Genomic DNA, 24,642 nt, shown 5'->3' on the forward strand with positions numbered 1-24,642 from the left:
GAACGTTCTGATTATGTATATTTTGAACTAATTTAAAATAAAATTTTAGTAAAAGTCTAGTTGGAAAGCCTTCTTTCGAATTTTTAATTTGTATATATAAAACAGTAATTTAATAAATTTCGAATTTAGTAAATATTTGTTCAATTTGTATATTTGTCTCGATGTCCAAATTCTATCAATAAATGAATATATTTTCGACATATTTTGCTATTTTTTTCGTCAAAATTTCAGAATTACATTAACTCCGACGAAGCAAAATCCAGAAATTAATCTTTTGGGCGCCATGCGTTTATGCAGCAGGTCGGGGGGCTCGTTGTATTCATTTTTCATGGGGAGGGCAGGACCATGCAATCAACAAGTATTTCTCTTCATAATTCCGCTGTTTATACAATCGCCGGTCCGACGGATTTTTCTGGCGAGCGTGGGGATTATTTGCAAGCGGCGCATTCGGAAGCATTGGCCCTAGCCAATGGCACGATCTCGCTGACGTTTGCAGCCGATACGGTTGAGGGCAGCCGGACGCTGTTTTCCAAGGATGGCCGGGGCTATGACAGCGGCGGTCACCTGACGGTCTATCTGAAGGACGGTTTTTTGTATGTCCGCCAGCAGTCGGACAGCAAGAGCGAATATCTGAAGGTGAAGGACGTGGTGATTGCTGCCGGCCAGACCTATCACTTGGCCGTCTCCTTTGGCGCCGACGGGCTGAACTTTTATCTCAACGGCCAGCTGGCAGCGTCCGAGCCGGAATTCCAGCAGGGGCTGGAAGCCAACAGCCGGGCCTTTGTGGTCGGTGCGTCCGGGGCCTGGCGCTCCGATGACAGCCAGCGGGCGTCCTCCCAGTTCGACGGCACGATCTCCGACGTGATGGTGTTTGGCAGTCAATTGGGTCAGACCGATGTGGCAGCACTTGCTGGAGCCGTCGATGCCAATTTTGAGAGCGCGGCGCTGAATGCCATTGCGCAGAACAATCTGATCCCGGCGTTCCAGCAGCTGCATCACGGCTCGGATGAAGCCAAGGCGCTGGCCATGGCCTATGGCATCACCCATGACGGCGATCTGACCACGGGGGCGGCGATCCAGTCCGGAACCGATGGGGCCGACACGCTGTCGGGAACCGGTGAGGCCGATGCCATTGATGGCGGGCTTGGCAACGACACGATTGATGGCGAGGGCGGCAATGATGTCCTGCAGGGCGGCTATGGCAATGACGATCTGAGCGGCGGCGAGGGCAATGATGTTCTGGATGGCGGCCACGGCGAGGATGTGCTCGATGGCGGTGCGGGCGATGACCTTCTGATCTCGCGTTCCGATGGCCGGGAAGGGGCCATTGCCTATGTGGAAGGGCGCGACGAGGGCGATCCCTACAATGAACTGACCAATGGCAAACTCTATCCGAACCAGCCGATCCCGGCGGACGATGTTCTGACCGGCGGCGCGGGCGCGGATACCTTCTACTTCCAGACCCTGATCAACGCCAAACAGCGGTACATCGAAGAGCACACCCAGGATGACGGCACGATCCGCTGGCATGGGGTGGCCGGTGAAAACGACAAGCTGCACGACCATTGGGTCGACATGATCGGCAATGACGTGATCACCGACTTCAACCGGGGTGAGGGCGACCGGATCATCATTGAAGGCCACACCACCAAGATCCGCTCGATCAGCTATGGCGATGCCAATTCCGACGGGGTGATGGATCATTCGGTGATCCAGCTTTACTCCGACCAGGGCCGGGGCGGCGGTGCGCACCATATGGATGAGCTGGGCACGATCACGGTCTATGGCGACCTGGTGCGCCTCACCGACATCTCCACCACCTCCCGGCCGGCTTACGGCATCGTGGAGTCCATCGCCGACCTCAACGAGGCCATCCAGCCCATCCAGATCTCTGAAGACAGAGGACCAATCACGCCACCGGACAATTTGCCGGGGCTGAGCGGTCTCACTCCTCCGGCTGGTGTCAATGCCGTGTTCTCTGTCCCTGGTCAGCTTGAGTTTGAAGACGTGCGCAACGGCCAATTTGCCATTCCGCATCAAGGAGCGATGCAGGTTGATCAAGGGACCATCGCCTTCTCATTTAGAGCAGACACGATCTCTTCGTATGATGCGCTGTTTTCAAAGGACGCAAGCGGCAATGGGGCAGGCGGGCACGTGACCGCCTTCATCAAGGATGACGGAACCTTGAAGGTCCGGTTTCAAAGCTCAACCGATGAAACTTGGCTCTACGCAAGGGAGGCGGTTGTTGCCGGGCAGGACTATGATTTTGCGCTAACGTTTGGCGATGACGGGGTGGTTGTTTATCTGAATGGGCAAGCGGTTGCCTCGGATGCGGAATTTGATGCCAGCCTCCTCGGCAATCAGGAGTATCTGATTTTGGGTGGCAATGGTTGGGGCAGTGATGCCGGTGCAATCGGCTGGATCGGCAACCGGTTTGATGGCACGATCTCCGACTTCACAATCCTTGATCAGCAACTCGGTGCGTCCCAAATCACCCCGCTGTTCACGGACGACACTGCTTTTTATTGACGGCGCCTCAACAACTCTGGAAAGCGGATCAGGGCATTCTTTAGGGCAGCGTTCCGCTTTCCAGCTTTTTCAAACAGTGGAGACCGTCAGTGCACACACGTAATCATGACCACGGTTTGCTCTATCAGCCATGGAGCTTTCGGCATCGAATGCTGTTTCGATGGGGTACGGGTTTTTACAGATCTCAGATCCGCCAATTTCCCTTATGAGGCGGGCGTTTCAGACTGTTTAGGCAAACCCCATGATCGAGAAGCGTTCCGAACTCCTGATGCCGGCTGGCAACCTGCGCAAATTGAAGATGGCCATCCTTTATGGCGCGGATGCCGTCTACCTTGGAACGCCGGACATGTCCTTGCGCACAAAATCAGAGTTTTCGCTGGAGGACGTGGTTGAAGGTGTCGAGTTTTGTCACAAGCACGGCCGGCGCGCTTATCTCACGCTCAATCTTTTTTCACACAACAAGGACATCCCGAAGCTCGACGAATACATCGAGACCGTGCGCAAGGTGAAGCCGGACGGTTTGATCGTCGCCGATCCCGGTGTCTTTGCCTATGTGCGCGATAAGGCGCCGGATCTCCCTTTGCATGTCTCCACCCAGAGCAACATCTGCTCCTGGCTGTCGGTGAAATTCTGGCAAGACCAAGGCGCTGACCTATGTGTTTTGGCGCGTGAGGTGTCTTTTGCTGAGCTCACCGAAATTCGTGAAAAATGCCCTGATATCAAACTGGAAGCCTTTGTGCACGGCGCCATGTGCATGACCTATTCCGGCCGCTGTCTGTTGTCGAATTTCATGGCCGAACGCGGTGCCAACCAGGGTAATTGCGCCAACTCCTGCCGCTGGAATTATAAACTCCACGTGCGGTTGAAGGACGGCACGGTCGAAGAACTGAACATCACCGAGGACAATGCGCATCTGTTTGAGTTTCTGCTTGAAGAAGGCTGCCGTCCGGGCCAGCTGATGCCGATTGAGGAGGACGAGCGCGGCTCTTACATCCTTAATTCCAAAGATCTGTGCATCATGCCGAAGCTGAATGAGTACCTGCAGATCGGTGTCGACAGCCTGAAGGTCGAGGGGCGTGGAAAATCCGAATACTACTGCGCCATCGTTGCAAGAGCCTACCGCATGGCCATCGACGACTATTATGCTGACCCGGACAACTGGGATCCAAAACCTTACATGCGCGAATTGGAGGCGGTTGGAAACCGGGGCTACACGCTTGCCTTCCACGAAGGCCGGCTGACCAATTACGCCCACGATTATGAGCACACAGCCTCGCTCGCCCAATGGGAATATGCCGGTGTTGTCACAGAGGTGACCGAGGACGCCTTTCTGGTCGAGGTAAAAAACAAGCTGGTCGCCGGCGAAGTGCTGGAGTTTGTCTCACCAATCGCCCGTGAAACAGTTCTGCTGCGCGTTTATGACTTTGAAAAGGCGGCCAATGGTGAGCGTGTGCCGGAAGTGCATGGCAGCAACCGGACCGTGATCCGGCTGCCGTTCGAACTCTTCGATCACGAGAACCTGGACGACCTCAAAGCCCGCTTTCCGGCCTTTACGGTTTTGCGCAAAGAGCGGGCGCTGACGGACGAGCAGTGGAACCGGGTGCGGTTCGACAAACTGGTGCAAGGGCTGGAGGTCACGGGCAAGGACAATCCAAAAGCCTATGAGCGCCGCCGCGATGCGCTGGTAGAAAGCATTGGCGAGGGCGCAGAAGAGCGACGCTTTAAAACCAACCGGGTCGGCACGGAAGGCTGCTGCGGCAAGGGCTGCAACGGCTGCCTGATGTTCTGGCAGGACCCGCAATATGAACGCGCCCGCGACGTTCTCCTAAAACGCAAACAAGGCGAACAGCTCACTCGCGCGGAGGCGACTGAGTTGAAGCAGGCGGGATAAACGGGCTGCATTGTTTTCCTGCAGTCGTTGAGAACTGAGGCTATATCCGCCCCTTGTTCAGTCCGCTAATCACTAGCGTGAAACACTTATCGTGCACCTTGTGACTTGCAGTTAGTTACAGATGTAACTAATTTGATCTAAATCAAGGAAGCTGATTGGTGGCTGTATATAGTTGCATATGTAACTAATTAGGAGGATTGGGTTGATGAAAATTGAGCAGATGCATCACGTTGCCTACCGGTGCAAAGACGCCAAGGAAACCGTCGAATGGTACGGCAAGATGCTGAACATGGATTTCATCCTGGCAATTGCCGAGGACCATGTGCCGTCCACTCATGAGCCTGATCCTTACATGCACATCTTCCTGGATGCCGGGAACAACAATGTTCTCGCCTTCTTTGAATTGCCGACCAAGCCGGAAATGGGTTTTGACCCGAACACGCCGCGCTGGGTCCAGCACATCGCATTCAAGGTCAAGGACCGGGACGAGCTGATTGCCTTTAAAGACCATCTGGAAGCAAACGGAGTTGAAGTTCTGGGCGTGACCGATCACTCGATCTTCCACTCCATCTATTTCTTCGATCCGAATGGTCACCGCGTAGAGCTGGCCTGCCCGGATCCGGATGAAGAAAAGCTTTTGGCCAAGCTGGATGATGTGAAATGGCAAATGCTGGAAGAGTGGTCGAAGACCAAAAAAGCTCCGAAACACGCTGAATGGCTGCACGCCAAAGAGCTGTCCGATGTGTGAGAAAACCGAATGCGACCGCTGCGGTAAATGCGGGGCGTTCGACACGATTTCAGCGGGATTGGGAGGAGAGCCCGATGTTTCAAACCTATCAGTATCCGGAATTCGACTACCAGCAATCGGAAGAGCAGCGCACAGGCAGGGTCAAACGGCATCCGATGGTGGTGATCGGGGCCGGACCCATAGGCTTGACGGCCGCGCTTGATTTTGCCCAGCGCGGCATTCCAACGATTGTCCTGGACGACAACAATACGGTTTCCATTGGATCGCGGGCCGTCTGTTACGCCAAACGCCCACTGGAAATCTGGGACCGGCTCGGCTGTGGTGATCGCATGGTCGACAAAGGCATCAAGTGGAAGATCGGCAAGGTGTTCTTCCGCGATGATCTGACCTACACCTTCGATCTGTTGCCCGAAGACGGGCACAAAAATCCGGCCTTTATCAACCTCCAGCAGTATTATCTGGAGGAATATATGGTCGAGGAATGCGCCAAGTCGAACCTCATTGATCTGCGCTGGAAGCACAAGCTGATCAACCTGACGCAGCTCGATGACGGCGTGTCGCTGACCATCGAGACCCCCGATGGCGTCTTCACGATGGAAGCGGATTGGGTTCTGGCCTGTGATGGTGCCAATTCCGACACCCGCAAGATGGTTGGGGCCGGGTTCTCCGGGCAGTTTTTCCAGGACCGGTTCCTGATTGCCGACATCATCATGAAGGCCGATTTTCCGACCGAACGCTGGTTTTGGTTCGATCCGCCGTTCCATAGGGGGCAGTCGGCTCTGCTGCACAAGCAGTGCGATGATGTCTGGCGGCTCGATTTCCAGCTCGGCTGGGAGTCTGATCCAGAAGAAGAAAAGAAACCGGAAAACATCATTCCGCGCGTCAAAGCCATGCTCGGCGAAGACACCGAATTTGAGCTGGAATGGGCCTCGGTCTACCAGTTCGCTTGCCGCCGGATCGATCAATTCCGCTATGGCCGGGTGCTGTTTGCCGGTGATGCGGCCCATCAGGTCTCACCCTTCGGCGCCCGCGGAGCGAATACTGGCGTTCAGGACATCGACAATTTGGCCTGGAAGTTGAAGCTGGTCATGGACGGCGATGCGCCGGAAAGCCTGATCGACAGCTACCATGAAGAACGGGCGTTTGCAGCCGACGACAATCTGTTGAACTCGACCCGGTCCACCGACTTCATCACACCGAAGAGCGAAGCCTCACGACGCTTCCGCGATGCGGTTTTGGACCTGTCGGAAGTCACTGATTTTGCCAAGCCTCTGGTCAATTCCGGACGGCTTTCAGCGCCAACACCTTATGTGGAAAGCTCGCTGAATACGGCGGATGAATCCAGTTTTTCAGGCTCCATGACACCGGGCACCTGCTGCCTGGATGCACCGGTCAAGGTGGGCGGCGAGGACGCCTGGTTTCTCAATCAAATCGGTGGCGGCTTTACCCTTCTGGTGTTTGGCGATGAGGAAGCCGAGACTGTTGCAGTCGGCAGTGTCACAGCCAATGTCCTGCGTGTTGGCAGTGATGTGGAAGACCCGGAGGGCAAGCTGGCAGAGCGCTACAATGCGGCGCCCGGGACGGTCTATCTGATCCGCCCGGATCAGCATGTTGCCGCGCGCTGGCGTTATTTCAACGACAACAAGGTGGCATCAGCTTTGAAAACCGCGATTGGAGGCGCGTGATCCATGGCCCTTGAACTCACACGCAACATCGCCGACCCGGACGGGTTTTATGAGCATCTCGTCTCCAGCCAGCGTCACATGAGCGACGAAGAGGCCAACCAGATGAATGCAAGGTTGATCCTGATCCTGGCCAATCAGGTTGGCGATATGGAGACACTCAAAGCGGCCATTGATTTTGCGGTGGACCCGAAGGCGGGCCGCAAACAAGCCGCTGCCTGACATGTGAGGGCGGCTGCAGTCGCCCAAATTTGCCCAATACCAGAATAGCGTCCCGTAGGGGCGCTTTTTTGTATTTGAAGGCCGACAGACTGCCGCCTTTTGGTCTAACCTTTTATGGTAGCTCTTCTGGGAGGTTGTGTGCTCTAGCCATGCGCCTAAGCAGATGTAAGGGGACAGACAAATTTCATGGCGAGTAGTGGTGGCGAAACAGGAATAAAACAGCTGTGTGTGCGGGGCGCTGGAATGGCCGCTTGTCTCGGGCTTCTCTTGCAAAACTTTACTCCAGGTGCCTTTGCCCAAGAATTTTCGCCAAATGTCTCCTCGCTCGGTTCTTTAACCTGCCAGCAGCTCTGGTATTTGGAGCATGAGGTTCTGGCCGAAGGCAGGATATGCCTGAAATCCGCGCGGGCGCGGCATGCCTTTAAACGGGCAAAGCCCTGTATTTCTTCAGAAGAGCGGATCTTACCGGAAAATGTCCGGAATTATCTCACTGAGGTCCGCAAAGCAGCGCGTGCGAAGACCTGCTCAAAACAGTGATGCCGATCAGATAACCCTGTGGACCTTCTGCGCTTTTGCTGTGGCACTTTTTTGCTTCAGCCGTTAGTTCTGAAACTCACAGTCCCGGTTCCGCTGCGTTCCGGGCCCTGAACTGCCAGCAATCAAGGGGAGGGCGAGATGAGCGAAGCTGCTGAGCTTGACGTAAACCCTTCACCAGATCTGCAGATCCCTGTCCGTGATGAAGAGGAACGGCTCAATCCGGACTTCATTGCCGCCGTTGAAGCGGCGCTTCACGTTGAAAATCGTGCGGAACTGCATGTGCTGGCCGCCGATCTGCACGAGGCCGATACCGGCGACCTTCTGGAAACCTTAAGCGCCGATGACCGTGCCGATTTCATTCGCCTGCTCGGTGATGAATTTGATTACGCGGCGCTGACGGAGACAGATGAAGCGGTCCGTCTGCAGGTTCTGGAAGACCTGCCGAATGAAGTCATCGCCGAGGGCCTTGGCGAACTCGATTCCGATGACGCGGTCTACATCCTGGAAGACCTCGACGAGGACGACCAGGCGGCCATTCTCGAAGAGCTGCCCTACGCCGACCGGGCGCAGCTCAAAAAGGCGCTGGATTACCCGGAAGAGAGCGCCGGAAGGCGGATGCAGAGCGAATTTATTGCTGTTGCACCATTTTGGACCGTCGGCCAGACCATCGATTACATGCGCGAGGCGCGCGATCTCCCAGACAGTTTTTATGAGATCTATGTGGTTGATGCCTCTTTCAAGCTTCTCGGTTCTGTGCATCTCGACAAGGTGTTGCGGGCCAAGCGGGAAGAAAAAGTCACCTCGATCATGGCCGAGCGGCTGGATGCCGTGGAGGCGACGGAAGATCAGGAAGAAGTGGCCCGCCGGTTCGAGCGCTACAATCTCGTCTCCTCGGCAGTCGTTGATGAGAACGGCCGCCTGGTTGGGGTTCTCACCGTTGATGACATCGTCGACGTGATCCAGGAAGAGGCGGAAGAAGACCTGCGCGCACTGGCCGGTGTTGGTGATGAAGAAATCTCCGACAGCGTGATGACCATTGCACGCTCGCGTTTGACCTGGCTGGTGGTCAATCTCGGCACAGCTGTTCTGGCATCCGTCGTGATCGCCATGTTCGACGAAACCATCGAAGCGATGGTAGCGTTGGCGGTTTTGATGCCGATTGTTGCCTCCATGGGCGGCAATGCCGGGACGCAGACCATGACCGTTGCCGTGCGCGGTATCGCAACTCAGGAGCTGGGCGCGCGCAACATGGTCCGGGTTCTCAACCGCGAGATCCTGGTCAGCGCGCTCAATGGTGTTGCCCTCGCGGTGCTCATCGGCATCACCGCCTGGCTGTGGTTTGCCAGTCCCGGGCTCGGCCTGGTAATCGGCAGTGCGATTATCATCAATATGTTGTTTGCCGGCCTATCTGGGTTGCTCATCCCGCTGGTTCTGGACCGGTTCCATATTGACCCGGCCATCGCTTCCAGCGTGTTTGTCACAACGGTCACCGATGTGGTTGGCTTTTTCGCCTTTCTCGGTATTGCAGCGCTCTGGTTCGGCCTGCCGTTTTGAGAGTCTCGATCCCGCCCTTAGGCGAGGTCAGCATGGCGCAGATTGTCCCGAAGCATCATGATCTTGTTTTGAAGATCAACCACCTCTTCCAGGCTCATTCCGGTTGACGTGAAAACGCAGTTGCCGAAGTGCTCTGTCTTTTTCTGCAAGTTCCGGCCTTTGCGGGTGAGCTTCAGGATTACCTGGCGTTCGTCCTTGGTAGAGCGGGTCCGGGTGAGAAGTCCCATGGCCTCCAGGCGTTTTAGGAGTGGGGTCAGCGTGTTGGTGTCGAGCTGCAGTTTCTGGGTGATCGCGCCGACCGGCACATTGTTCTTGTCCCACAGAACCGTCATGGCGAGGAACTGCGGATAGGTGAGGCCAACTTCCTTCAAAAGCGTTTTGTAGACACTGTGCATGGCGTGGTTTGCAGAGTATAGCGCAAAACACAGATATTTATCCAGCGGCAATGGACCGTCTGGCTGGATCTCCAAAGTGCCAATCGCTGGTTCTGCAGTGGCAGTCTCCTGAAGCGCCGGATCAGACACGTAAGCGGGATCAGCCGGGCCCAAACTGTCAGTCGCCTTTGTCGGCTGGGCGTCTTCCGCACCAACACCTGTTGCATCAGCCTCAGCAACTTGACCTGCGTCCGTGTCGTCTGCGGCTGCTGCAACATCCCCTGCCGGCTCAGCCTTCTTTTTGGCTTTGCGTTTTTTCGGCGAAGCCTTGGCGCTCTTTGGTTCGTTGGCGCCTTCTTTTTTGGTTCTTTTCTCTTCCGGCTCGCTGAATCCGATCGCGTCCAGGAGAGACATCTGATTGGTCGTGTCACTCATAATCCGCCTTATAAATCGCGCGCGATATGATCGCAACCTGTTGACCTTCCTGCGATGTCATCCTATGTGGGTAAAATATATCGTGCGCGATATAAAAATCTGCCTTCAAGTGGATTTGTTTAAGTCTTTGAAACGGTAAAGGAAATGACGAAATGAGCGTTGACGTGCTTTATGAAGCAAAAGCCAAGGCAACCGGCGGCCGCGATGGTACCGTTGAAACTTCAAATGGCTCCTTCCAAGCGAAGCTGACAACACCGAAAGAACTCGGTGGGCCAAGAGGGGACGGCAACAATCCGGAAGAGCTGTTTGCCGCTGGCTATGCGGCCTGCTTTATCGGTGCGCTGAAATTTGTCGGCGGGCAGGAGAAGATCGCAGTTCCTGCTGACACCGCCATCAATTCCACGGTCGGGATCGGGCCACGTTCAGAAGGCGGGTTCGGTCTGGAAGTCGCGTTGGAAGTCTCAATTCCAGGCATGGATAAGTCAGAGGCGGAAGCGCTGGTCGCCAAGGCGCATGAGGTTTGCCCTTATTCCAACGCCACTCGGGGCAACATCGATGTGAAGTTGTCTGTCGTCTGATCACTATGACCGGTCCAGCAAAACCGCAGGGCCGGTTTCTATTACCGGAGCTTTTTCATCAATGGCCCAAAACCTGTTTGTCGTTGATCTCACCTATGTTGTCCCGCTGGATCACGTTGATCCTTACCTCGAACCTCACCGTGCTTTCTTGCAAACAAACTATGAGGCCGGCCTGTTTGTCGCGTCAGGCCCCAAGGAACCACGCACTGGCGGCATCATCCTGGCGCGGGCAGAAAGCCGGGACGTGATCGAAGCGGTCCTTCAGCAAGACCCGTTCAAACGGGAAGGTCTCGCGGAGTATGTTGTGACGGAGTTCAATCCGGTTATGATCGCAGACGGTGTTACCTTTTAATCCGAACGGCGATTGTGTTTGTTCGCCAAAGACCGGGTCTGGTAGCGGATTTGATGCGGTCTAATGGGTCTGAATAGGAAATGGCGGTGGCCGAGCGTCCAGAGATCAACGGTATTTTAGAAACCTCGGTTTATGTCGACGACATGGACAAGGCTCATGATTTTTACGGTGGGATCCTGGGGCTTAAACGCATGGTCGCAGGCGAAAGGCTCTTTGCATATGACGCTGGACCGGAACAGACCTTGTTGGTGTTTTATCGCGGACACACGGGCGAGGATGTTCCAACCCCTGGCGGTGTTGTGCCGGGACATGATACCAGCGGATCTGGCCATTTTGCCTTCAAAATCAAACCGGAAACGCTTGATCCGTGGCGGGTATATCTCGGTGCAAACCAGGTAGACATTATCAGCGAAGTGGTTTGGCCCGCCGGTGGCACAAGCCTTTATTTCAAGGATCCGGATGGCAATATTCTGGAGCTGGCCGCAGCACCACTCTGGCCGAATTATCTATCCTGATTTTTAAAGATTCTTCGGGCATGGTGTGACTGCTATTGGGGCCGTTGAAGAGGGGCGGAATGAAATTCTTGCAAGCAGTCTTGCGGACCTTGTTCTACATTGCCGTGGGCGGTGTGATTTCTATTGCGGGAGCAGCTTTCTTTTTCATGAACTGGGAACCGGACCGGGACGATTACATTCTGCGCGGGGTTGACGTCTCCCACCATCAAAAGGACATCGACTGGCAAGCGGTCGCCGGCAACGACGTTTCCTTTGCTTACATCAAAGCGAGTGAGGGAGGGGACTTCAAGGATAGTGCTTTCAAACGCAACTGGGAGGGGGCTAAATCTGCTGGACTGGCAAGAGGGGCTTACCATTATTTCAGCCTGTGCAAGGACGGAGCTGCTCAAGCGCGTAACTTCCTCTCGGTTCTGCCAGATGATCCTGACATGCTCGCGCCGATGCTCGATCTGGAGTTTGAGGGCAATTGTGCCCGCCGTCCAACCGTTGGTGAGATGCTCAAGGAAATCAGCGATTTTGTGGCGGCCGTGGAGCCGGCAACCGGCAAACGCGTAATCTTTTATGCGCCGGAAGAGTTCTATAAAACTTACCTGAAAGACCGGGGATTGAACCGGCGGCTGTGGGTCCGCTCGATTTGGCATGCACCGTCCTATGCCAAGGAATGGGTGCTGTGGCAGTATCATCAGCGCGGGACGGTCAGCGGAATCTCAGGGAATGCTGATTTGAATGTTTTGCAAAAGGGGCTGGAACTCAACGATCTGAAAAGATAAATTATTGAATAATATAATTAAAAACTGTTCTATTGACTTTAACGTAAAAAGAAGAAAGTCTGCGCCCCAAAGGATCGGGCATGCAGCGTTATTTTACCATTACCCAACTTACGCAGGAGTTTGACATCACCACCAGGACGCTTCGGTTTTACGAGGCGCAAGGCTTGGTGACACCCCAGCGGCGTGGGCGTCAACGGCTCTATACGCCGGGCGACCGGACCCGCATCAAATTGATTCTGCGCGGCAAACGGCTTGGCTTTTCTTTGGCCGAGGTCAAGGAATTGATCGGCATGTACGGCAGCGCGCCAGGGGAGGCCGGGCAGCTGCGCTTGCTGATGGAAAAGATCTCTGCGCGCCGGGATGAGCTTTTGGAAAAACAGCGGGACATTGAATTGACCTTGCTTGAACTGGAAGAAGTGGAAGCTGGTGCATTGGCCCGTATGGAAGAGTTGAGCCCTGTGTCCAGTGAGGAGGGCCATTGATGGATTTGACACCGAGATCTGAGGATTGGGAACAGCGGGTCCGCAAGAGTTTCAAGGCTCAGGGGTTCATGACCTATCTAGGGGCGGAGATATCCCATCTTGCGCCGGGTGCGGTTGATCTGGAGCTCAACCTGAAACCGGAACTTACCCAGCAGCATGGCTTTTTCCATGCCGGTGCGACGTCGGCCATTGCCGACAGTGCGGCGGGCTATGCCGCGCTCAGCCTGTTTGCCGACGGTGTTGGCGTTCTGACGACCGAATACAAGGTCAACCTGCTCAATCCAGCCGCGCAGGGAATTCTTGTGGCCCGTGGGCGCGTGGTCAAACCCGGACGGACCCTGACCATTGCCCGCGCAGATGTTTATGGGCTCGGAGACACCGAGCAGGTGCATGTCGCAACGGGCCTGTTCACGTTAATGAGCGTTTCCGGGGTGAAGGATTAACAATGAGTGACGTGAAAATCCGGCCGATCACACGAGATGATAAGGCCGCCTGGTGGGGCCTTTGGCAGGCCTATCTTTCTTTTTATGAGCAGACCCTCACGGACGAGATTTCAAACGTCCTGTTTGAGCGGCTTCTTGGAGAGGGGTACCACGATGGTTTTGTCGCCGAACAGGACGGCAAGCTTGTCGGTTTCGTGCATTACCTGTTTCACGCCAGCACCTGGTCGCTGGAACCCACCTGTTATCTGGAAGACCTCTTTGTCGATGGCCAGATACGCGGCGGCGGGGTTGGCCGGAAACTGATCGAAGCTGTTTATGCAGCAGCTGATGCAAACGGCTGCAGCAATGTTTATTGGCACACACATGATCACAACACGACGGCCCGCAAGCTTTATGACCGCGTGGGCATGTTGAGCAACTTTGTGCGCTACGAAAAGCGCAAATGGGAGGATACGATATGATCCGCAACGATTTTCCGAGCTTCAACTTCAACCTCGGCGAAACCGCCGACATGCTGCGGGACACCGTCCGCTCCTATTCTCAGGACCGGATTGCGCCGCTGGCGGAAAAGATCGACAGGGACGACTGGTTCCCGCGTGAACTTTGGCCAGAAATGGGCGAACTTGGCCTGCACGGCATTACGGTGGAAGAAGAGTGGGGCGGCTCCGGCCTCGGCTATCTGGAACACTGCATTGCCATGGAAGAGGTCAGCCGGGCGTCGGCTTCTATCGGTCTGTCCTATGGTGCGCACTCCAACCTTTGCGTCAATCAGCTGCGCCGCTGGGGCAATGACGACCAGAAAAAGCGCTACCTTGGTAAGCTGATTTCCGGTGAACATCTGGGCGCGCTCGCCATGTCCGAGCCGGGCGCCGGATCCGATGTTGTCTCCATGAAGCTGAAGGCTGAGAAAAAGGGCGACAAATACATCCTCAACGGTTCCAAGATGTGGATCACCAACGGCCCGACCGCTGAGACCATGATCATCTACGCCAAGACCGATCCGGACGCCGGTGCGAAGGGCATCACAGCGTTCTTGGTGGAAAAGGATTTCCCTGGGTTTTCCGTTGCCCAGAAACTCGACAAACTTGGCATGCGCGGGTCGGAAACTGGTGAGCTGGTGTTCCAGAACTGTGAGGTTCCGGAAGAAAACGTGCTTGGCGAAGTCGGCAAGGGCGTCAATGTCCTGATGTCCGGCCTCGATTATGAGCGGACGGTTCTGGCCGCCGGCTGCATCGGTATCATGCAGGCCGCCATGGACATCGTTATCCCTTATGTCCATGAGCGCGAACAGTTCGGCAAGCCGATCGGCACCTTCCAGCTGGTTCAGGGCAAGGTTGCGGACATGTATGTCTCCATGAACGCTTCAAAATCTTACGTCTATGCGGTGGCCCAAGCCTGTGACCGCGGCGAAACCACCCGCGAAGATGCCGCGGGCGCAATCCTCTATGCCGCGGAAAACGCCACTAAAATGGCGCTGGATGCGATCCAGCTGCTCGGTGGAAACGGTTATATCAACGAATATCCGACCGGCCGCCTGCTGCGCGATGCCAAGCTTTATGAAATCGGTGCCGGCACCTCCGAAATCCGCCGCATGCTCATCGGCCGCGAGATCTTTTCGAAGACGGGCTAAGGCCGGTTCTCACTGAGCGAACGAGTGGAAGGCCCCGGTGTTTGCTGGGGCCTTTTTGTTTGTGCGAAATATAGTCAACTCCGCCACTTTTGCGCCAAATGTTAGCAGTACGGGCGATGTTCGGTCTTAATGCGCAGTAGTTGCGATTGACCCCGTTTCTTGGAAAATACCGGCTTGTCTCCTGATATTTCATTTGTTTTCGCGTTGATTGGTATTGCTGCGGTCCTGATGGCCAGCAACCGAGTGCGGTATGACCTTGTCGCCCTGATTGTCGTTCTGGCGTTGATCATGGGCAACATCCTGACAATCGGTGAGGCCCTTTCTGGGTTCGGCAGCTCCGTGGTCATCCTGGTGGCTGGTCTTCTTGTGGTTGGCGAAATGCTGCAACGTACCGGTGTTGCACGCTCCGTCGGAGACATGATCCTCAAGCACGGCGGGGGCAATGAGACCCAGCTGCTGATCCTCCTTATGGTCAGTGCTGGTTTCCTCGGAAGTGTGATGAGCTCAACGGCTGTGGTTGCGATTTTCATCCCCATTGTGTTGAGGATCGCTGCGGAAACCGGCCTCGACAAATCGCGGCTCCTGTTGCCGATGTCCTATGCGGCTTTGATCAGCGGCATGCTAACTCTGATCGCAACCACACCGAACCTTGTTGTCAGTGATGAACTGGTTGCGCAGGGATATCAGGCTCTTGGGTTCTTTTCCTTTTTTCCGATCGGCTTGCTGATCCTTGCCGTGACAATCATCTACATGCTTGTCTGGGGCCGGGGTCTGCTCGGGGTGCGCAAGGCGGCCGAACCTGCGAAACACAAACGCAAACGCCGTGCGGCAGCCGAGTTATGGACTGCCTATCAGATCCAGGGCGAGGTTTATGATTTCTGGATTGGTGGGCCTGTGCCTCTGGAAGAGATTCGCGCCCTGAAGGCCAAGGGCGCCGTCATTGCCGCCCGGCGGCGGCGCGCCAGCAACAGGGAGCGCGAGACTGTCCTGTTCCGGGATGGCATGGAGCTTCAACGCGATGATCTTGTTCTGGTCCGCGGTCCGAAGGACGTTCTCGATCAAATAGCGGCAAGGGCTGACTTTACCCGCAGATCGGCGATTGGTGCCAGAACGGAAGACTGGCAAGACAGCCTGGGGATTGCCGATGTGATGGTCCATCCTGAGGCATCTATCCTCGGTCAGACAGCTTCAAAAGCTTTGACCCGCGAAACGCCGGAACTTGAGTGCCTGGGAATTTTACGCAACGGCGACCCGGTGCCGATAGAAGCAGACACGATTGTTAAGGCCGGAGATCGCATGCTTGTCCTAGGGCCTTGGGATGAATTGGATCAGCTGGTGGAGATGCCGGATGACTTTGTTCTTCTGACCTATCCCAAAGAACGGGAAAATGTGGTTCCGATGTTGTCCAAGTTCAGCATTGCGATCGGTATTCTGGCGGGCATGGTGGTTTTGAGTGCCTTGAACATTGTCCCGGTGACGGTTGCTGTCCTTCTGGCGGCACTTGCGGCTGTTTTGTTCAAAACCATGAGCGCGGATCAAGCATATGCATCCATTAGCTTGCCTACACTGGTGCTTATTGCCGGGATGTTGCCACTGGCCAATGCACTTGAGACGACAGGCGGGTCTGCACTGATTGTAGAGCATCTTTTGGATGTGGTCGGTGAGGCCAATCCTCGGGTCATGATGGCGGCCCTGTTCCTGCTGACGGCAACGCTCGGACTTGTCCTCTCCAACACAGCGTCTGCGGTTTTGGTGGCACCAATCTCGATCACAGCGGCTGAAGCTATGGGCGTGTCGCCTTATCCGATGGCTATATCGGTGCTGATTGCCGCTTCGGCTGCCTTCTCGACTCCCGTTTCAACGCCGGTTGTCACGCTGGTGGTGACGCCGGGTGGCTATTCCTTTGGTGATTTTCTGAAACTCGGCGTGCCTTTGACATTAATTGTTGGTCTGGTCACGATCTTGGTGACACCGCTGGTTTTTCCGTATTGATATCCGCTGTAGATTGATTGGCCGCTAAGTATTTTTGACGACGGGCTTAGGCCGGTTCTCACTAGGCGGTAGACCGGAAGGCTCCTAAATTTTCCGAGACCTTTTTCATAGATTGAATTCCGCATGGATTAGTCAGTGCAGCCAAAAAGCTGAAATCTTTAGATTTGTGCATTGCAAAAAGACTGGATTGGCAGTTTCATAAGACCGGTAGCAGGACAGCTTCAAAAACCCGTACCCTTTAACAGAGGTAACTGACAAAAGCGGTCGTTTTTACCTGATCGGTTCTTAGAAGTTGGTGGGCTGATATCATGAAGAAACAAATCGACATCGCATTGCAAGGCGGTGGTGCGCATGGGGCCTTCACTTGGGGTGTGCTTGACCGTTTGCTGGAGGAGCCGGATCTTGAAATCGCCGGGATATCCGGCACAAGCGCTGGGGCTATGAATGCCGTCGCATTGGCGCAAGGGCTGTGTGAGGGCAGTGCGGAGAGAGCTCGGGAACTTCTCAGCGACTACTGGCTGGCGATAAGTGATGCAGCGCGTTACAGCCCGATACAGCGGACTGTTCTTGATCGCTTGTGGGGGCGCTGGAGCCTTGAATACTCGCCAAGTTTCATCCTGTCACAACATTTCAGCCGCAGTTTTTCGCCTTACCAGTACAATCCGATGGATATCAATCCGCTCAAGGATATCGTCGAAGATATTTTCGATTTTGATCTGATTAATCGGTCTGAAACTCCGCGTTTGTTTTTGTCGGCGACCAATGTGAGGACCGGCCGGCCAAAGGTATTCCGTCAGCCGTATCTATCTGCCGAAGCTGTGATGGCGTCTGCGTGCCTGCCTTTCATGTTCCAGGCTGTCGAGATCGACGGCGAGGCTTATTGGGACGGCGGCTATATGGGGAACCCGCCGCTGTTTCCCTTGATTGACGAGACCAGCGCCAGGGATGTGGTTCTCATTCAGATCAATCCATTTTACCGCGAAGAGGTTCCAAAAACTGCCTATGAGATCGAAAACCGGCTGAATGAAATCACCTTCAACGGCAGTTTGATCAAAGAGTTGCGGTCGATTGGTTTTCTTTACGAACTGATCCAGCACGAAGGCCTGGAGCGGGAGGCGTATCGCGATGCTCGGCTGCATATGATTGGTGCTGAGGCGGAAATGCGCGATCTGAGCGTTTCCAGCAAATTGAACGCAGAACGCCAGTTCCTGCATCATCTTCACAAGCTTGGGCGTACCACGGCTGAAACCTGGATTGATCAGCATTGGGAGGATGTTGGCAAACGAACAACCTGGAGCCCCAGGTTTGTGTTTGAGGAAAGCTTGAAACCGGCCCATTTGCCGGAGGAAGAGGAACGGGAGCTCGACAGCTGATGGACCTTCTTGCCATTCTCATCGCCCTTGGGCTGTTGATGTTTCTAGCCTTCAAAGGTGTGACGATTTTAATAGTTGCGCCACTGATGGCGCTTTTGGCGGCGATCATTTCAGGGGCATTGCCGCCGCTTGCTGCCTATACTCAGATATTCATGAGCAACACGGGCGATTTCATTATCGACTTCTTCCCATTGTTTCTGCTTGGGGCTGTTTTCGGCAAATTGATGGATGACAGTGGGTGCGCTGAATCCATCGCAAAGGGTGTGATCGCTTGGCTTGGGCCGGAGAGGGCAATCCTCGCCGTGGTTCTGTGCTGCGCTGTACTGACTTTTGGTGGCGTTTCCCTGTTCGTCGTGGCCTTCGCGGTTTATCCGATCGCCGCCTCGCTTTACCGGGATGCCGATATTCCCAAGCGGCTTATCCCGGGAACCATCGCGCTTGGGGCTTTTACCTTCACAATGTCCGCGCTTCCCGGCAGCCCTGCTATTCAGAACGCAATTCCAATGCCGTTTTTCGGGACGACATCGTTCGCTGCGCCAGGACTGGGTGTCATCACCGCTGCACTGATGTTTGGATTAGGGATGGTTTGGCTAAACCGCCGCCACGCCCAGGCTATCGCAACTGGGGAGGGATACGGCACTCATGAAGACAGCATTGTCAAACCAACCGTCGTGATGCGGGAGCAAGCCCAGGCGGAAGGGTTTGATATTGCTGAGATTGATGTCAAAGATCAGGTGGAAGATACTGCCCCGTCTGGCTTGCCTTCGTTTGCCCTCGCCATCGCGCCGGTGGTGGTCGTGGTGGCCGTCAATATGGCGTTTATTCAGTTCATTGTTCCTTTGCTCCAGGTCGATTTCCTATCGCTGCCCTTGTTTGGAGAAACCAATCTAGAGGCTGTTCGCGGGCTTTGGGCGGTTATCATCGCTTTGACGTTGGCGAGCCTCTTTGTCATTGGCACCAATTGGGGACGGCTGAGTGATTTAAAAGCAAGCCTGAACAAAGGCGCGGACGCGTCTGTCTTGCCGATTTTTGCAACGGCGAGCCTTGTTGGATTTGGTGCGGTTGTCGCAGCCTTGCCAGGGTTTCAAACCGTCACGGAAGCTCTCATTGGGCTCGGTTCTACCGACCCGCTCATTGCAGTGGCCGTGTCAGTAGCAATCCTGTCCGGATTGACCGGGTCTGCGTCCGGCGGCATGAGCATTGCACTCGATGCGCTGGGCGGAACCTTTGTCGACATGGCCAAAGCGACAGGGACGTCGCTGGAAGCGATGCACCGGATCACATCAGTTGCTTCAGGGGCGATGGACGCGTTGCCCCACAACGGAGCGGTGATAACCGTCCTCGGGATTTGCCAGCTTGGGCATAAAGAAGCTTATTTTGATGTCTTCATGGTTGCGGTGGTCATCCCGATGATTTCCTTGATAGCCCTGATCGTATTGGCAAGTGTTTTCGGCAGTTTTTGACCGCCCTGAACAGCTATCTGTCAGCGGCGGATTAGATCTGCGCAGTGCGTGGGTGCGTACTGATTCCCAAGGCATAACGCATTGGGAAAAACATGAATGAGACGGCGGCACTCGTGATCGGTGCGACGGGTGGAATTGGAAAAGCGATCGTGGCGGAGTTGGAGGCCGATGGTCATTATGACCAGATCATCGCTTTGAGCCGGCGATCTAACCCGAGAATAGATCTGCTGGACGAAGCTACGATCGCTGAGACGGCTGATTGGGTCGAGAAACAGGACCTTCGGATTGAACTGGTGCTCGATGCGACAGGTGCGTTGACGCTTGGTGACAAAAAACCAGAGAAAAGCCTGCGGGAGCTGGAGCCACAGGCTCTGGCAAAGTCCTATGCCATCAACGCAATTGGTCCGGCGCTTTTGATGAAGCATTTTCTGCCGCTGTTGCCCAGGGACGGCAAGAGTGTCTTTGCGACCTTGTCAGCCCGGGTCGGGTCCATTTCGGACAACAAATTGGGTGGCTGGTACAGCTACAGGGCGTCAAAGGCAGCACTCAATCAACTGGTCAAAACCGCTGCAACTGAACTGGCGCGCCGCAAACCGGACGCCATCTGCGTGGCGCTTCATCCAGGCACGGTCCGCACGCCGCTGACCGAAGGTTTTGCAAAGTCTGGACTGGAAGTACAACAGGCGGAGCTTGCGGCTTTGCGGTTGTTGTCGGTCGTTGACAGCCTGACACCAAAGCACTCAGGCGGATTTTTCGATCATCTGGGTAAACCGGTCGGCTGGTAGGCTTTTAGGAGATCGGTCCGGGCATATGAGTCATTCTCAAGGGCGCGGTTTCGGGCAAGGATGCAAAATTTTTAAACTCAGTAATCGCATTTGCAATGAGGGCGTTCAGTTTAGGAAGTTCCCCTCCGTCCAAATCCATTGTTCCGGCCACGCGGGCGCAGTCGTTGCGCTGTTTCGGTGGTCAAGTTATTGTTTGAATTAGGTTGTGTCAGTGCGCCGAGGCGGCTGGTCGGGACGTTCTTATTCGGCATGAAATTCGCCAAAAGGCCACAAACGGCAACATAAAGCATTCCCAATCGCCAGATATAAGACCAAAGGTATCCGCTGATGCTGGGAACCGAGCGGGCCGAGTAAATCTTGTCCGTTCGTCCCGGGACATAAGCGATTTCTATGTCCGGATGCCGTCGTAGGTTATCTGCGAAAGGGACTGATGTTTTTAAATCCGCTTTTGCTCTGCGGCCGTTCAAGTCGGTGAATTCAATTTGGACAATAGAGGTGCCACGGCTGCCGTTTCCAAAAGGTTCTATTTCAGTGACCTTTACTGCAATGCCGGGGGTCTCAACGGAATGAAACACCACAGGTACATATTCGGGGGCTCCAACCACACCCATGAAAATGGCCGGTGCGGTAAGGAAAACACCGAAGCCATAAATTGCGGTGCTGCCCCAGAGTTCGGCTTCACTTTCCGGTTTTTTGGCCGCCTCTGGTAAACCTTGACTAATTTTCCGCACCATAAGTTTGATGCCAAATCCGAACAGCAACAACCCTGGAATAATTAGAATGAGTGGAAGGAAACCAATAAGAAAGAAGACTTTTTCTGCAATCTCGACGTAATTAACGCCGTCGTTTTTAAGTGCGCTAACCAGTTCGAAGACGGCCTTCTTTTCAGCAAAATCCTGATAATCTTGGTAGGCGTTATACATCTGAATTACAGAGTAGCCGGTTAGGGCAAAGCCAAGAATTGCCACAAACCCGCTGAGTGATAGTCCGATTAGAAACCTGAAAAATCGCTCCATGGAAATCTCTTCAAAATGTCAACTTATTGATAGAGATCATTAAAAATAAAACTTTGAGTAGAAGTTAATTTTGGCGATAAACTTGTGCGGTTCAGTCTGGATATTTACCGATCCAAATCGATGGAATAGCTGGAGGTATTGGTAATTTGCGAAAGCGTTTGCTTTCAGGTGCTGCGTCATTTTCCAGGTGAATGGTGTCCCTCAGGACAGCTTCATGGTCACCCTACCGGCCACAATCAAGACGACAGCAATCGTCCGCTGTGGTGTCAGTGTTTCGCCTCGCAGCCAGACCCGGGCGCAAAAGCGCCAATAACTCAGATCCCGGTCCAGACCATATAGGCCGTGCCGGGCGGGAGGGGGCGCATGGCCAGTGTGAGCATTCCGAAAGTCCCGGCCATGGCAATACCCATGATTATTGTTGGAAGGGGCGTGTGAAATCATCTGATTGCTACATCGCAAAGGCCCAGGCAACTTCAAGAAACCCAGCGGCAAACAAGAGAGCCCAGGCCATATTTCCTTTATGCCCGGGCCGTCTCGGCCTAATTAGCCACTATTGTGAGACCGTCCCCGCATGCTGAAGATGGAAGACCCTTGACTGTTTCAATGGTGGTTATGTCTTATCCAAGGCAGCCAATGCGCCAGCGTACTAGACTGGGAGTTTCTCGTGTCAGATCCGTTTTTTCAGCCCGTTTCCGGTTTCGATTTACCGCGCTTTGCCGGCGTGCCGACATTTATGCGCTTGCCGCATGTTGGATTGGAGGACCCAAGGCTGGCGGAGGTTCAGATCGGATTGATCGGCGCGCCTTGGGACGGCGGCACCACCAACCGGCCAGGCCCGCGCCACGGACCTCGGCAGCTGCGCGATATGTCCACCATGATCCGTGCCCAAAATGGGGCAACAGGCGTGCGCCCGTTCGAGCTGGCCAACTGCGCCGATCTTGGGGATGTCGGCCCCAATCCGGCAAGTGTCGAGGATAGCCTGCAGCGCATGACTTCTTTTTATAATCAGGTGCTTGAGGCGGGTATTGTGCCGCTCACTGCCGGCGGGGATCATCTGTGTTCACTGCCGATCCTGCGGTCGATCGCCAAGAAACATGGGGCCGTCGGGATGATCCATTTCGACAGCCACACGGATCTTTTCGACAGTTATTTTGGTGGCACACAATACACCCATGGCACGCCATTCCGCCGCGCTGTGGAGGAGGGGCTCCTGGACCCCAAACGGGTGGTTCAGATCGGCATTCGGGGAACAGCCTACGATTTTGAGGACCGGGACTTTGCTGAAAGCGTAGGCATCCGGGTGATTGCCATTGAAGAATTCCATCAGCGCGGCGTTACCGATGTCATGGCCGAAGCGAAGGAAGTCGCCGGGGCGGGACCGACTTACGTCTCCTATGACATCGATTTTGTCGATCCGGCTTATGCGCCAGGAACCGGCACACCGGAAGTCGGCGGGCCAAACTCCTTTCAAGCCTTGCAAGTTGCAAGGATGCTGGATCGAGTAAACATCGTTGGGGCGGACCTTGTTGAGGTGTCGCCACCGTTTGATCAAAGTGGTGGAACTGCGTTTCTAGGTGTATCGATCCTATTTGAAATGCTGTGCAATATGGCGCTCGCCTTTAGGCAATCGTGAGAATGGGCACAGCAATGAAACACACGAGACTGCCGGAAAAACCGGATGCCAAATCCCCAGCCGGTGCGGAAATCCGGTTCATTATGGACGGCGATACCGGCAACATGATCCACAGCACGGTTGCGCCTGGACAGGTCAACAGAGCCACCCGCCACAAGACGGTGAGCGAGTTCTGGCATGTCCTTGAGGGGCAGGGCCGGATTTGGCGTGAGAAAGACGGTGTTGAAGAAACAGTTGTCCTGGAGGCAGGCGTCTCCATCGACATATCCGTTGGAACAGCCTTTCAATACCGCTGCGATGGCGACCAACCGCTAAAATTCATCTGCATCTCGATGCCTCCCTGGCCGGGGGACGATGAGGCCGACTATGTCGAGGGGCCTTGGAGCCCCAGCGTTTCTTAGGTGCATTTGCCCTTGTTGATCAAAGAGCCCGGGTAATGGTTAAACCTGGACTTGTATTCTGCAGATTGCACATCAGCGCAATTCTGCACTGCGGTTAATACGTCTGCGCATTATTGGAAAAACCGTACCATTTTTCCTAAGAACATCATTGCGCCGGATCGGTGCTCTTTCTAACCTTTCAAAAAATCAGGGAGAAACAGATGAAAATCGGTCTTTTAAAACTGGCCCTTGGCCTGTCGTTGTCGCTTGCGGCCGTTCAGGCGCAGGCGGAAACGCGCATCACCTACAAGTCTGCGAAATCAACTTCGTCCTACTATCAGATGGGCGTGCAGATTTCCGAAGCGGTCAAGGAAGGCAGTGGCGGCGATATCATCGTGACCGTCGAAGAAAGCCAGGGCTCTGTTCAAAACGTCATGGAAGCCCGTGCCCGTGGCGGCGACTATGTGTTCACGACTCCGCCGGTGCTGGTGAAGCTCGCCCAGGGCGGCAAGGCCATGTTTGAAGGCAAGGGTTCGCCGAAATTTGATGAAATCCGGGCGCTCTTCCCGATTCCCTCACTGACCATGCATTTTGTCATGTCGGACAAGAGCGGCGTCACCGATTTTGCCGGTATGGAAGGCAAGACAATCCTGCTCGGCAAAGGCTCCTTTGGTGCGCGTGAAGGCGAAAAATACCTGAAGCTCTTTGGTCTGGAAGGCAAGGTCAACCTGGCCGAAGTCGAGCTCTCCAATGCGGTTGCAGCTTTAAAGAACGGACAGATCGACGGCTTTGTCACCGCAGGCTCCTGGCCGGCTCCAAACGTCATTGAGGCTGCAGCGTCCACGGGCGTGACCGTGATTACGCTTTCCGATGAGCAGATCAAGAAATCCAAGCGGGCCAAGCTCGTCATTCCAGCGGGCACCTATGCCGGACAGGATGCCGACATCACCACAACGTCTTTGCCGGTCGCAGCCTTTACCACCACCGCCATGGGGGACGATGCGGCCTATGCCCTGACCAAAACCTTCTGGGAGCAGAAGGCAAAAATGGGTGAGGGCGCTGCTTGGTGGAACGGTGTGGACCAAGGCTTGATGGAAAACATCACCGGTAAGATCCATCCGGGCGCCATCCGCTACTATAAAGAAGCCGGTTTTGAACTGACCGACGCTCAGCAGTAAGTCCCACGCACTTTGCTCCGGAGCTGTTTGCGCCGGAGCTTTGCCAAACAAAAATCATTACATGATCAGCAGCGACACAA

25 protein-coding genes are annotated in these 24,642 nt (G+C 54.8%); 22 read left to right on the forward strand and 3 right to left on the reverse strand.

Translation table 11 applies throughout. The features are described 5' to 3' along the window. The first annotated feature begins 345 nt into the window (after window positions 1–345). The 7 genes from ACOOFE_RS09830 (at window position 346) to mgtE (ending at window position 9,163) form a co-directional block, all read left to right on the forward strand. A complete protein-coding gene (locus tag ACOOFE_RS09830; protein WP_420414759.1) occupies window positions 346–2,529 on the forward strand; it encodes a LamG-like jellyroll fold domain-containing protein in 2,184 nt (727 codons plus the stop codon). A 241-nt stretch (window positions 2,530–2,770) separates the two neighbouring features. Continuing rightward, complete coding sequence (locus tag ACOOFE_RS09835; RefSeq protein ID WP_420414760.1) at window positions 2,771–4,420, forward strand: U32 family peptidase; 1,650 nt, start codon at window positions 2,771–2,773, stop codon at window positions 4,418–4,420. Window positions 4,421–4,625: 205 nt separating this feature from the next. Continuing rightward, window positions 4,626–5,168, forward strand: coding sequence for a VOC family protein (locus ACOOFE_RS09840; RefSeq protein ID WP_420414761.1), 543 nt, complete (start codon window positions 4,626–4,628; stop codon window positions 5,166–5,168). A 74-nt stretch (window positions 5,169–5,242) separates the two neighbouring features. Next, entirely contained in the window at window positions 5,243–6,853 is a 1,611-nt protein-coding gene (locus tag ACOOFE_RS09845) for an FAD-dependent oxidoreductase (protein ID WP_420414762.1), read from the forward strand. A gap of 3 nt (window positions 6,854–6,856) precedes the next feature. Continuing rightward, the gene (locus tag ACOOFE_RS09850; protein ID WP_420414763.1) at window positions 6,857–7,072 is read left to right on the forward strand and encodes a DUF2783 domain-containing protein; all 216 of its coding nucleotides are present in this window, start codon (window positions 6,857–6,859) and stop codon (window positions 7,070–7,072) included. Between the two features lie 186 nt (window positions 7,073–7,258). Continuing rightward, on the forward strand, window positions 7,259–7,609 hold the full coding sequence (locus tag ACOOFE_RS09855) for a hypothetical protein (protein WP_420414764.1): 351 nt from the start codon (window positions 7,259–7,261) through the stop codon (window positions 7,607–7,609). A 138-nt stretch (window positions 7,610–7,747) separates the two neighbouring features. Continuing rightward, complete coding sequence (gene mgtE / locus ACOOFE_RS09860) at window positions 7,748–9,163, forward strand: magnesium transporter (RefSeq protein WP_420414765.1); 1,416 nt, start codon at window positions 7,748–7,750, stop codon at window positions 9,161–9,163. A 17-nt stretch (window positions 9,164–9,180) separates the two neighbouring features. On the opposite strand, the gene ACOOFE_RS09865 is transcribed toward mgtE, so the two are convergent. Further along, window positions 9,181–9,972, reverse strand: coding sequence for a MarR family winged helix-turn-helix transcriptional regulator (locus ACOOFE_RS09865; protein WP_420414766.1), 792 nt, complete (start codon window positions 9,970–9,972; stop codon window positions 9,181–9,183). A 152-nt stretch (window positions 9,973–10,124) separates the two neighbouring features. Here ACOOFE_RS09865 and ACOOFE_RS09870 point away from each other — a divergent pair, with 152 nt between their 5' ends. The 12 genes from ACOOFE_RS09870 (at window position 10,125) to ACOOFE_RS09925 (ending at window position 20,355) form a co-directional block, all read left to right on the forward strand. Continuing rightward, window positions 10,125–10,550 (forward strand): organic hydroperoxide resistance protein, encoded by a 426-nt coding sequence (locus ACOOFE_RS09870; RefSeq protein WP_420414767.1) that lies wholly within the window; start codon window positions 10,125–10,127, stop codon window positions 10,548–10,550. A 61-nt stretch (window positions 10,551–10,611) separates the two neighbouring features. Next, window positions 10,612–10,902: a YciI family protein gene (locus ACOOFE_RS09875; RefSeq protein ID WP_420414768.1), complete on the forward strand. Its 291-nt coding sequence runs from the start codon at window positions 10,612–10,614 to the stop codon at window positions 10,900–10,902. 86 nt (window positions 10,903–10,988) lie between these two features. Next, on the forward strand, window positions 10,989–11,417 hold the full coding sequence (locus ACOOFE_RS09880; RefSeq protein ID WP_420414769.1) for a VOC family protein: 429 nt from the start codon (window positions 10,989–10,991) through the stop codon (window positions 11,415–11,417). A gap of 59 nt (window positions 11,418–11,476) precedes the next feature. Next, entirely contained in the window at window positions 11,477–12,187 is a 711-nt protein-coding gene (locus tag ACOOFE_RS09885; protein WP_420414770.1) for a GH25 family lysozyme, read from the forward strand. A gap of 80 nt (window positions 12,188–12,267) precedes the next feature. Beyond that, on the forward strand, window positions 12,268–12,669 hold the full coding sequence (locus tag ACOOFE_RS09890; RefSeq protein WP_420414771.1) for a MerR family transcriptional regulator: 402 nt from the start codon (window positions 12,268–12,270) through the stop codon (window positions 12,667–12,669). Next, the gene (locus ACOOFE_RS09895) at window positions 12,669–13,112 is read left to right on the forward strand and encodes a PaaI family thioesterase (protein WP_420414772.1); all 444 of its coding nucleotides are present in this window, start codon (window positions 12,669–12,671) and stop codon (window positions 13,110–13,112) included. Before ACOOFE_RS09890 ends, ACOOFE_RS09895 begins: the two co-directional genes overlap by 1 nt. A gap of 2 nt (window positions 13,113–13,114) precedes the next feature. Continuing rightward, on the forward strand, window positions 13,115–13,573 hold the full coding sequence (locus ACOOFE_RS09900; RefSeq protein WP_420414773.1) for a GNAT family N-acetyltransferase: 459 nt from the start codon (window positions 13,115–13,117) through the stop codon (window positions 13,571–13,573). Beyond that, on the forward strand, window positions 13,570–14,742 hold the full coding sequence (locus ACOOFE_RS09905) for an isovaleryl-CoA dehydrogenase (protein WP_420414774.1): 1,173 nt from the start codon (window positions 13,570–13,572) through the stop codon (window positions 14,740–14,742). The genes ACOOFE_RS09900 and ACOOFE_RS09905 overlap by 4 nt, the downstream gene beginning before the upstream one ends. A gap of 174 nt (window positions 14,743–14,916) precedes the next feature. Continuing rightward, entirely contained in the window at window positions 14,917–16,734 is a 1,818-nt protein-coding gene (locus ACOOFE_RS09910; RefSeq protein WP_420414775.1) for an SLC13 family permease, read from the forward strand. Window positions 16,735–17,042: 308 nt separating this feature from the next. After that, window positions 17,043–18,107: a patatin-like phospholipase family protein gene (locus tag ACOOFE_RS09915; protein ID WP_420414776.1), complete on the forward strand. Its 1,065-nt coding sequence runs from the start codon at window positions 17,043–17,045 to the stop codon at window positions 18,105–18,107. Next, window positions 18,107–19,570 (forward strand): GntP family permease, encoded by a 1,464-nt coding sequence (locus ACOOFE_RS09920; protein ID WP_420414777.1) that lies wholly within the window; start codon window positions 18,107–18,109, stop codon window positions 19,568–19,570. Before ACOOFE_RS09915 ends, ACOOFE_RS09920 begins: the two co-directional genes overlap by 1 nt. Before the next feature lie 92 nt (window positions 19,571–19,662). Continuing rightward, window positions 19,663–20,355, forward strand: a complete 693-nt coding sequence (locus ACOOFE_RS09925) for an SDR family NAD(P)-dependent oxidoreductase (RefSeq protein WP_420414778.1) — start codon at window positions 19,663–19,665, stop codon at window positions 20,353–20,355. A 110-nt stretch (window positions 20,356–20,465) separates the two neighbouring features. On the opposite strand, the gene ACOOFE_RS09930 is transcribed toward ACOOFE_RS09925, so the two are convergent. Beyond that, on the reverse strand, window positions 20,466–21,371 hold the full coding sequence (locus ACOOFE_RS09930; protein WP_420414779.1) for a hypothetical protein: 906 nt from the start codon (window positions 21,369–21,371) through the stop codon (window positions 20,466–20,468). A 314-nt stretch (window positions 21,372–21,685) separates the two neighbouring features. Further along, entirely contained in the window at window positions 21,686–21,781 is a 96-nt protein-coding gene (locus tag ACOOFE_RS09935; protein ID WP_420414780.1) for a hypothetical protein, read from the reverse strand. 254 nt (window positions 21,782–22,035) lie between these two features. Between ACOOFE_RS09935 and speB the strand changes: the two genes are divergently transcribed. The 3 genes from speB to ACOOFE_RS09950 all read left to right on the forward strand — a co-directional run bounded on the left by speB (window position 22,036) and on the right by ACOOFE_RS09950 (window position 24,562). Beyond that, the gene (gene speB, locus ACOOFE_RS09940; RefSeq protein ID WP_420414781.1) at window positions 22,036–23,004 is read left to right on the forward strand and encodes an agmatinase; all 969 of its coding nucleotides are present in this window, start codon (window positions 22,036–22,038) and stop codon (window positions 23,002–23,004) included. 14 nt (window positions 23,005–23,018) lie between these two features. Beyond that, window positions 23,019–23,405: a cupin domain-containing protein gene (locus ACOOFE_RS09945; protein WP_420414782.1), complete on the forward strand. Its 387-nt coding sequence runs from the start codon at window positions 23,019–23,021 to the stop codon at window positions 23,403–23,405. Between the two features lie 200 nt (window positions 23,406–23,605). Then, a complete protein-coding gene (locus ACOOFE_RS09950) occupies window positions 23,606–24,562 on the forward strand; it encodes a TAXI family TRAP transporter solute-binding subunit (protein WP_420414783.1) in 957 nt (318 codons plus the stop codon). Window positions 24,563–24,642 lie beyond the last annotated feature (80 nt).

Origin of the sequence: Roseibium sp., assembly GCF_965216085.1 — a bacterium.
In the GTDB taxonomy this organism is placed as follows: Bacteria; Pseudomonadota; Alphaproteobacteria; order Rhizobiales; family Stappiaceae; genus Roseibium.

Excerpts from the sequence above, each read along its gene's own strand:
- ACOOFE_RS09830 (WP_420414759.1), top strand. The coding sequence starts at position 346 with ATGCAATCAACAAGTATTTCTCTTCATAATTCCGCTGTTTATACAATC.
- ACOOFE_RS09835 (WP_420414760.1), top strand. The coding sequence starts at position 2,771 with ATGATCGAGAAGCGTTCCGAACTCCTGATGCCGGCTGGCAACCTGCGC.
- ACOOFE_RS09840 (WP_420414761.1), top strand. The coding sequence starts at position 4,626 with ATGAAAATTGAGCAGATGCATCACGTTGCCTACCGGTGCAAAGACGCC.
- ACOOFE_RS09845 (WP_420414762.1), top strand. The coding sequence starts at position 5,243 with ATGTTTCAAACCTATCAGTATCCGGAATTCGACTACCAGCAATCGGAA.
- ACOOFE_RS09850 (WP_420414763.1), top strand. The coding sequence starts at position 6,857 with ATGGCCCTTGAACTCACACGCAACATCGCCGACCCGGACGGGTTTTAT.
- ACOOFE_RS09855 (WP_420414764.1), top strand. The coding sequence starts at position 7,259 with ATGGCGAGTAGTGGTGGCGAAACAGGAATAAAACAGCTGTGTGTGCGG.
- mgtE (WP_420414765.1), top strand. The coding sequence starts at position 7,748 with ATGAGCGAAGCTGCTGAGCTTGACGTAAACCCTTCACCAGATCTGCAG.
- ACOOFE_RS09865 (WP_420414766.1), bottom strand. The coding sequence starts at position 9,972 with ATGAGTGACACGACCAATCAGATGTCTCTCCTGGACGCGATCGGATTC.
- ACOOFE_RS09870 (WP_420414767.1), top strand. The coding sequence starts at position 10,125 with ATGAGCGTTGACGTGCTTTATGAAGCAAAAGCCAAGGCAACCGGCGGC.
- ACOOFE_RS09875 (WP_420414768.1), top strand. The coding sequence starts at position 10,612 with ATGGCCCAAAACCTGTTTGTCGTTGATCTCACCTATGTTGTCCCGCTG.
- ACOOFE_RS09885 (WP_420414770.1), top strand. The coding sequence starts at position 11,477 with ATGAAATTCTTGCAAGCAGTCTTGCGGACCTTGTTCTACATTGCCGTG.
- ACOOFE_RS09890 (WP_420414771.1), top strand. The coding sequence starts at position 12,268 with ATGCAGCGTTATTTTACCATTACCCAACTTACGCAGGAGTTTGACATC.
- ACOOFE_RS09895 (WP_420414772.1), top strand. The coding sequence starts at position 12,669 with ATGGATTTGACACCGAGATCTGAGGATTGGGAACAGCGGGTCCGCAAG.
- ACOOFE_RS09900 (WP_420414773.1), top strand. The coding sequence starts at position 13,115 with ATGAGTGACGTGAAAATCCGGCCGATCACACGAGATGATAAGGCCGCC.
- ACOOFE_RS09905 (WP_420414774.1), top strand. The coding sequence starts at position 13,570 with ATGATCCGCAACGATTTTCCGAGCTTCAACTTCAACCTCGGCGAAACC.
- ACOOFE_RS09915 (WP_420414776.1), top strand. The coding sequence starts at position 17,043 with ATGAAGAAACAAATCGACATCGCATTGCAAGGCGGTGGTGCGCATGGG.
- ACOOFE_RS09920 (WP_420414777.1), top strand. The coding sequence starts at position 18,107 with ATGGACCTTCTTGCCATTCTCATCGCCCTTGGGCTGTTGATGTTTCTA.
- ACOOFE_RS09925 (WP_420414778.1), top strand. The coding sequence starts at position 19,663 with ATGAATGAGACGGCGGCACTCGTGATCGGTGCGACGGGTGGAATTGGA.
- ACOOFE_RS09930 (WP_420414779.1), bottom strand. The coding sequence starts at position 21,371 with ATGGAGCGATTTTTCAGGTTTCTAATCGGACTATCACTCAGCGGGTTT.
- ACOOFE_RS09935 (WP_420414780.1), bottom strand. The coding sequence starts at position 21,781 with ATGGGTATTGCCATGGCCGGGACTTTCGGAATGCTCACACTGGCCATG.
- ACOOFE_RS09945 (WP_420414782.1), top strand. The coding sequence starts at position 23,019 with ATGAAACACACGAGACTGCCGGAAAAACCGGATGCCAAATCCCCAGCC.
- ACOOFE_RS09950 (WP_420414783.1), top strand. The coding sequence starts at position 23,606 with ATGAAAATCGGTCTTTTAAAACTGGCCCTTGGCCTGTCGTTGTCGCTT.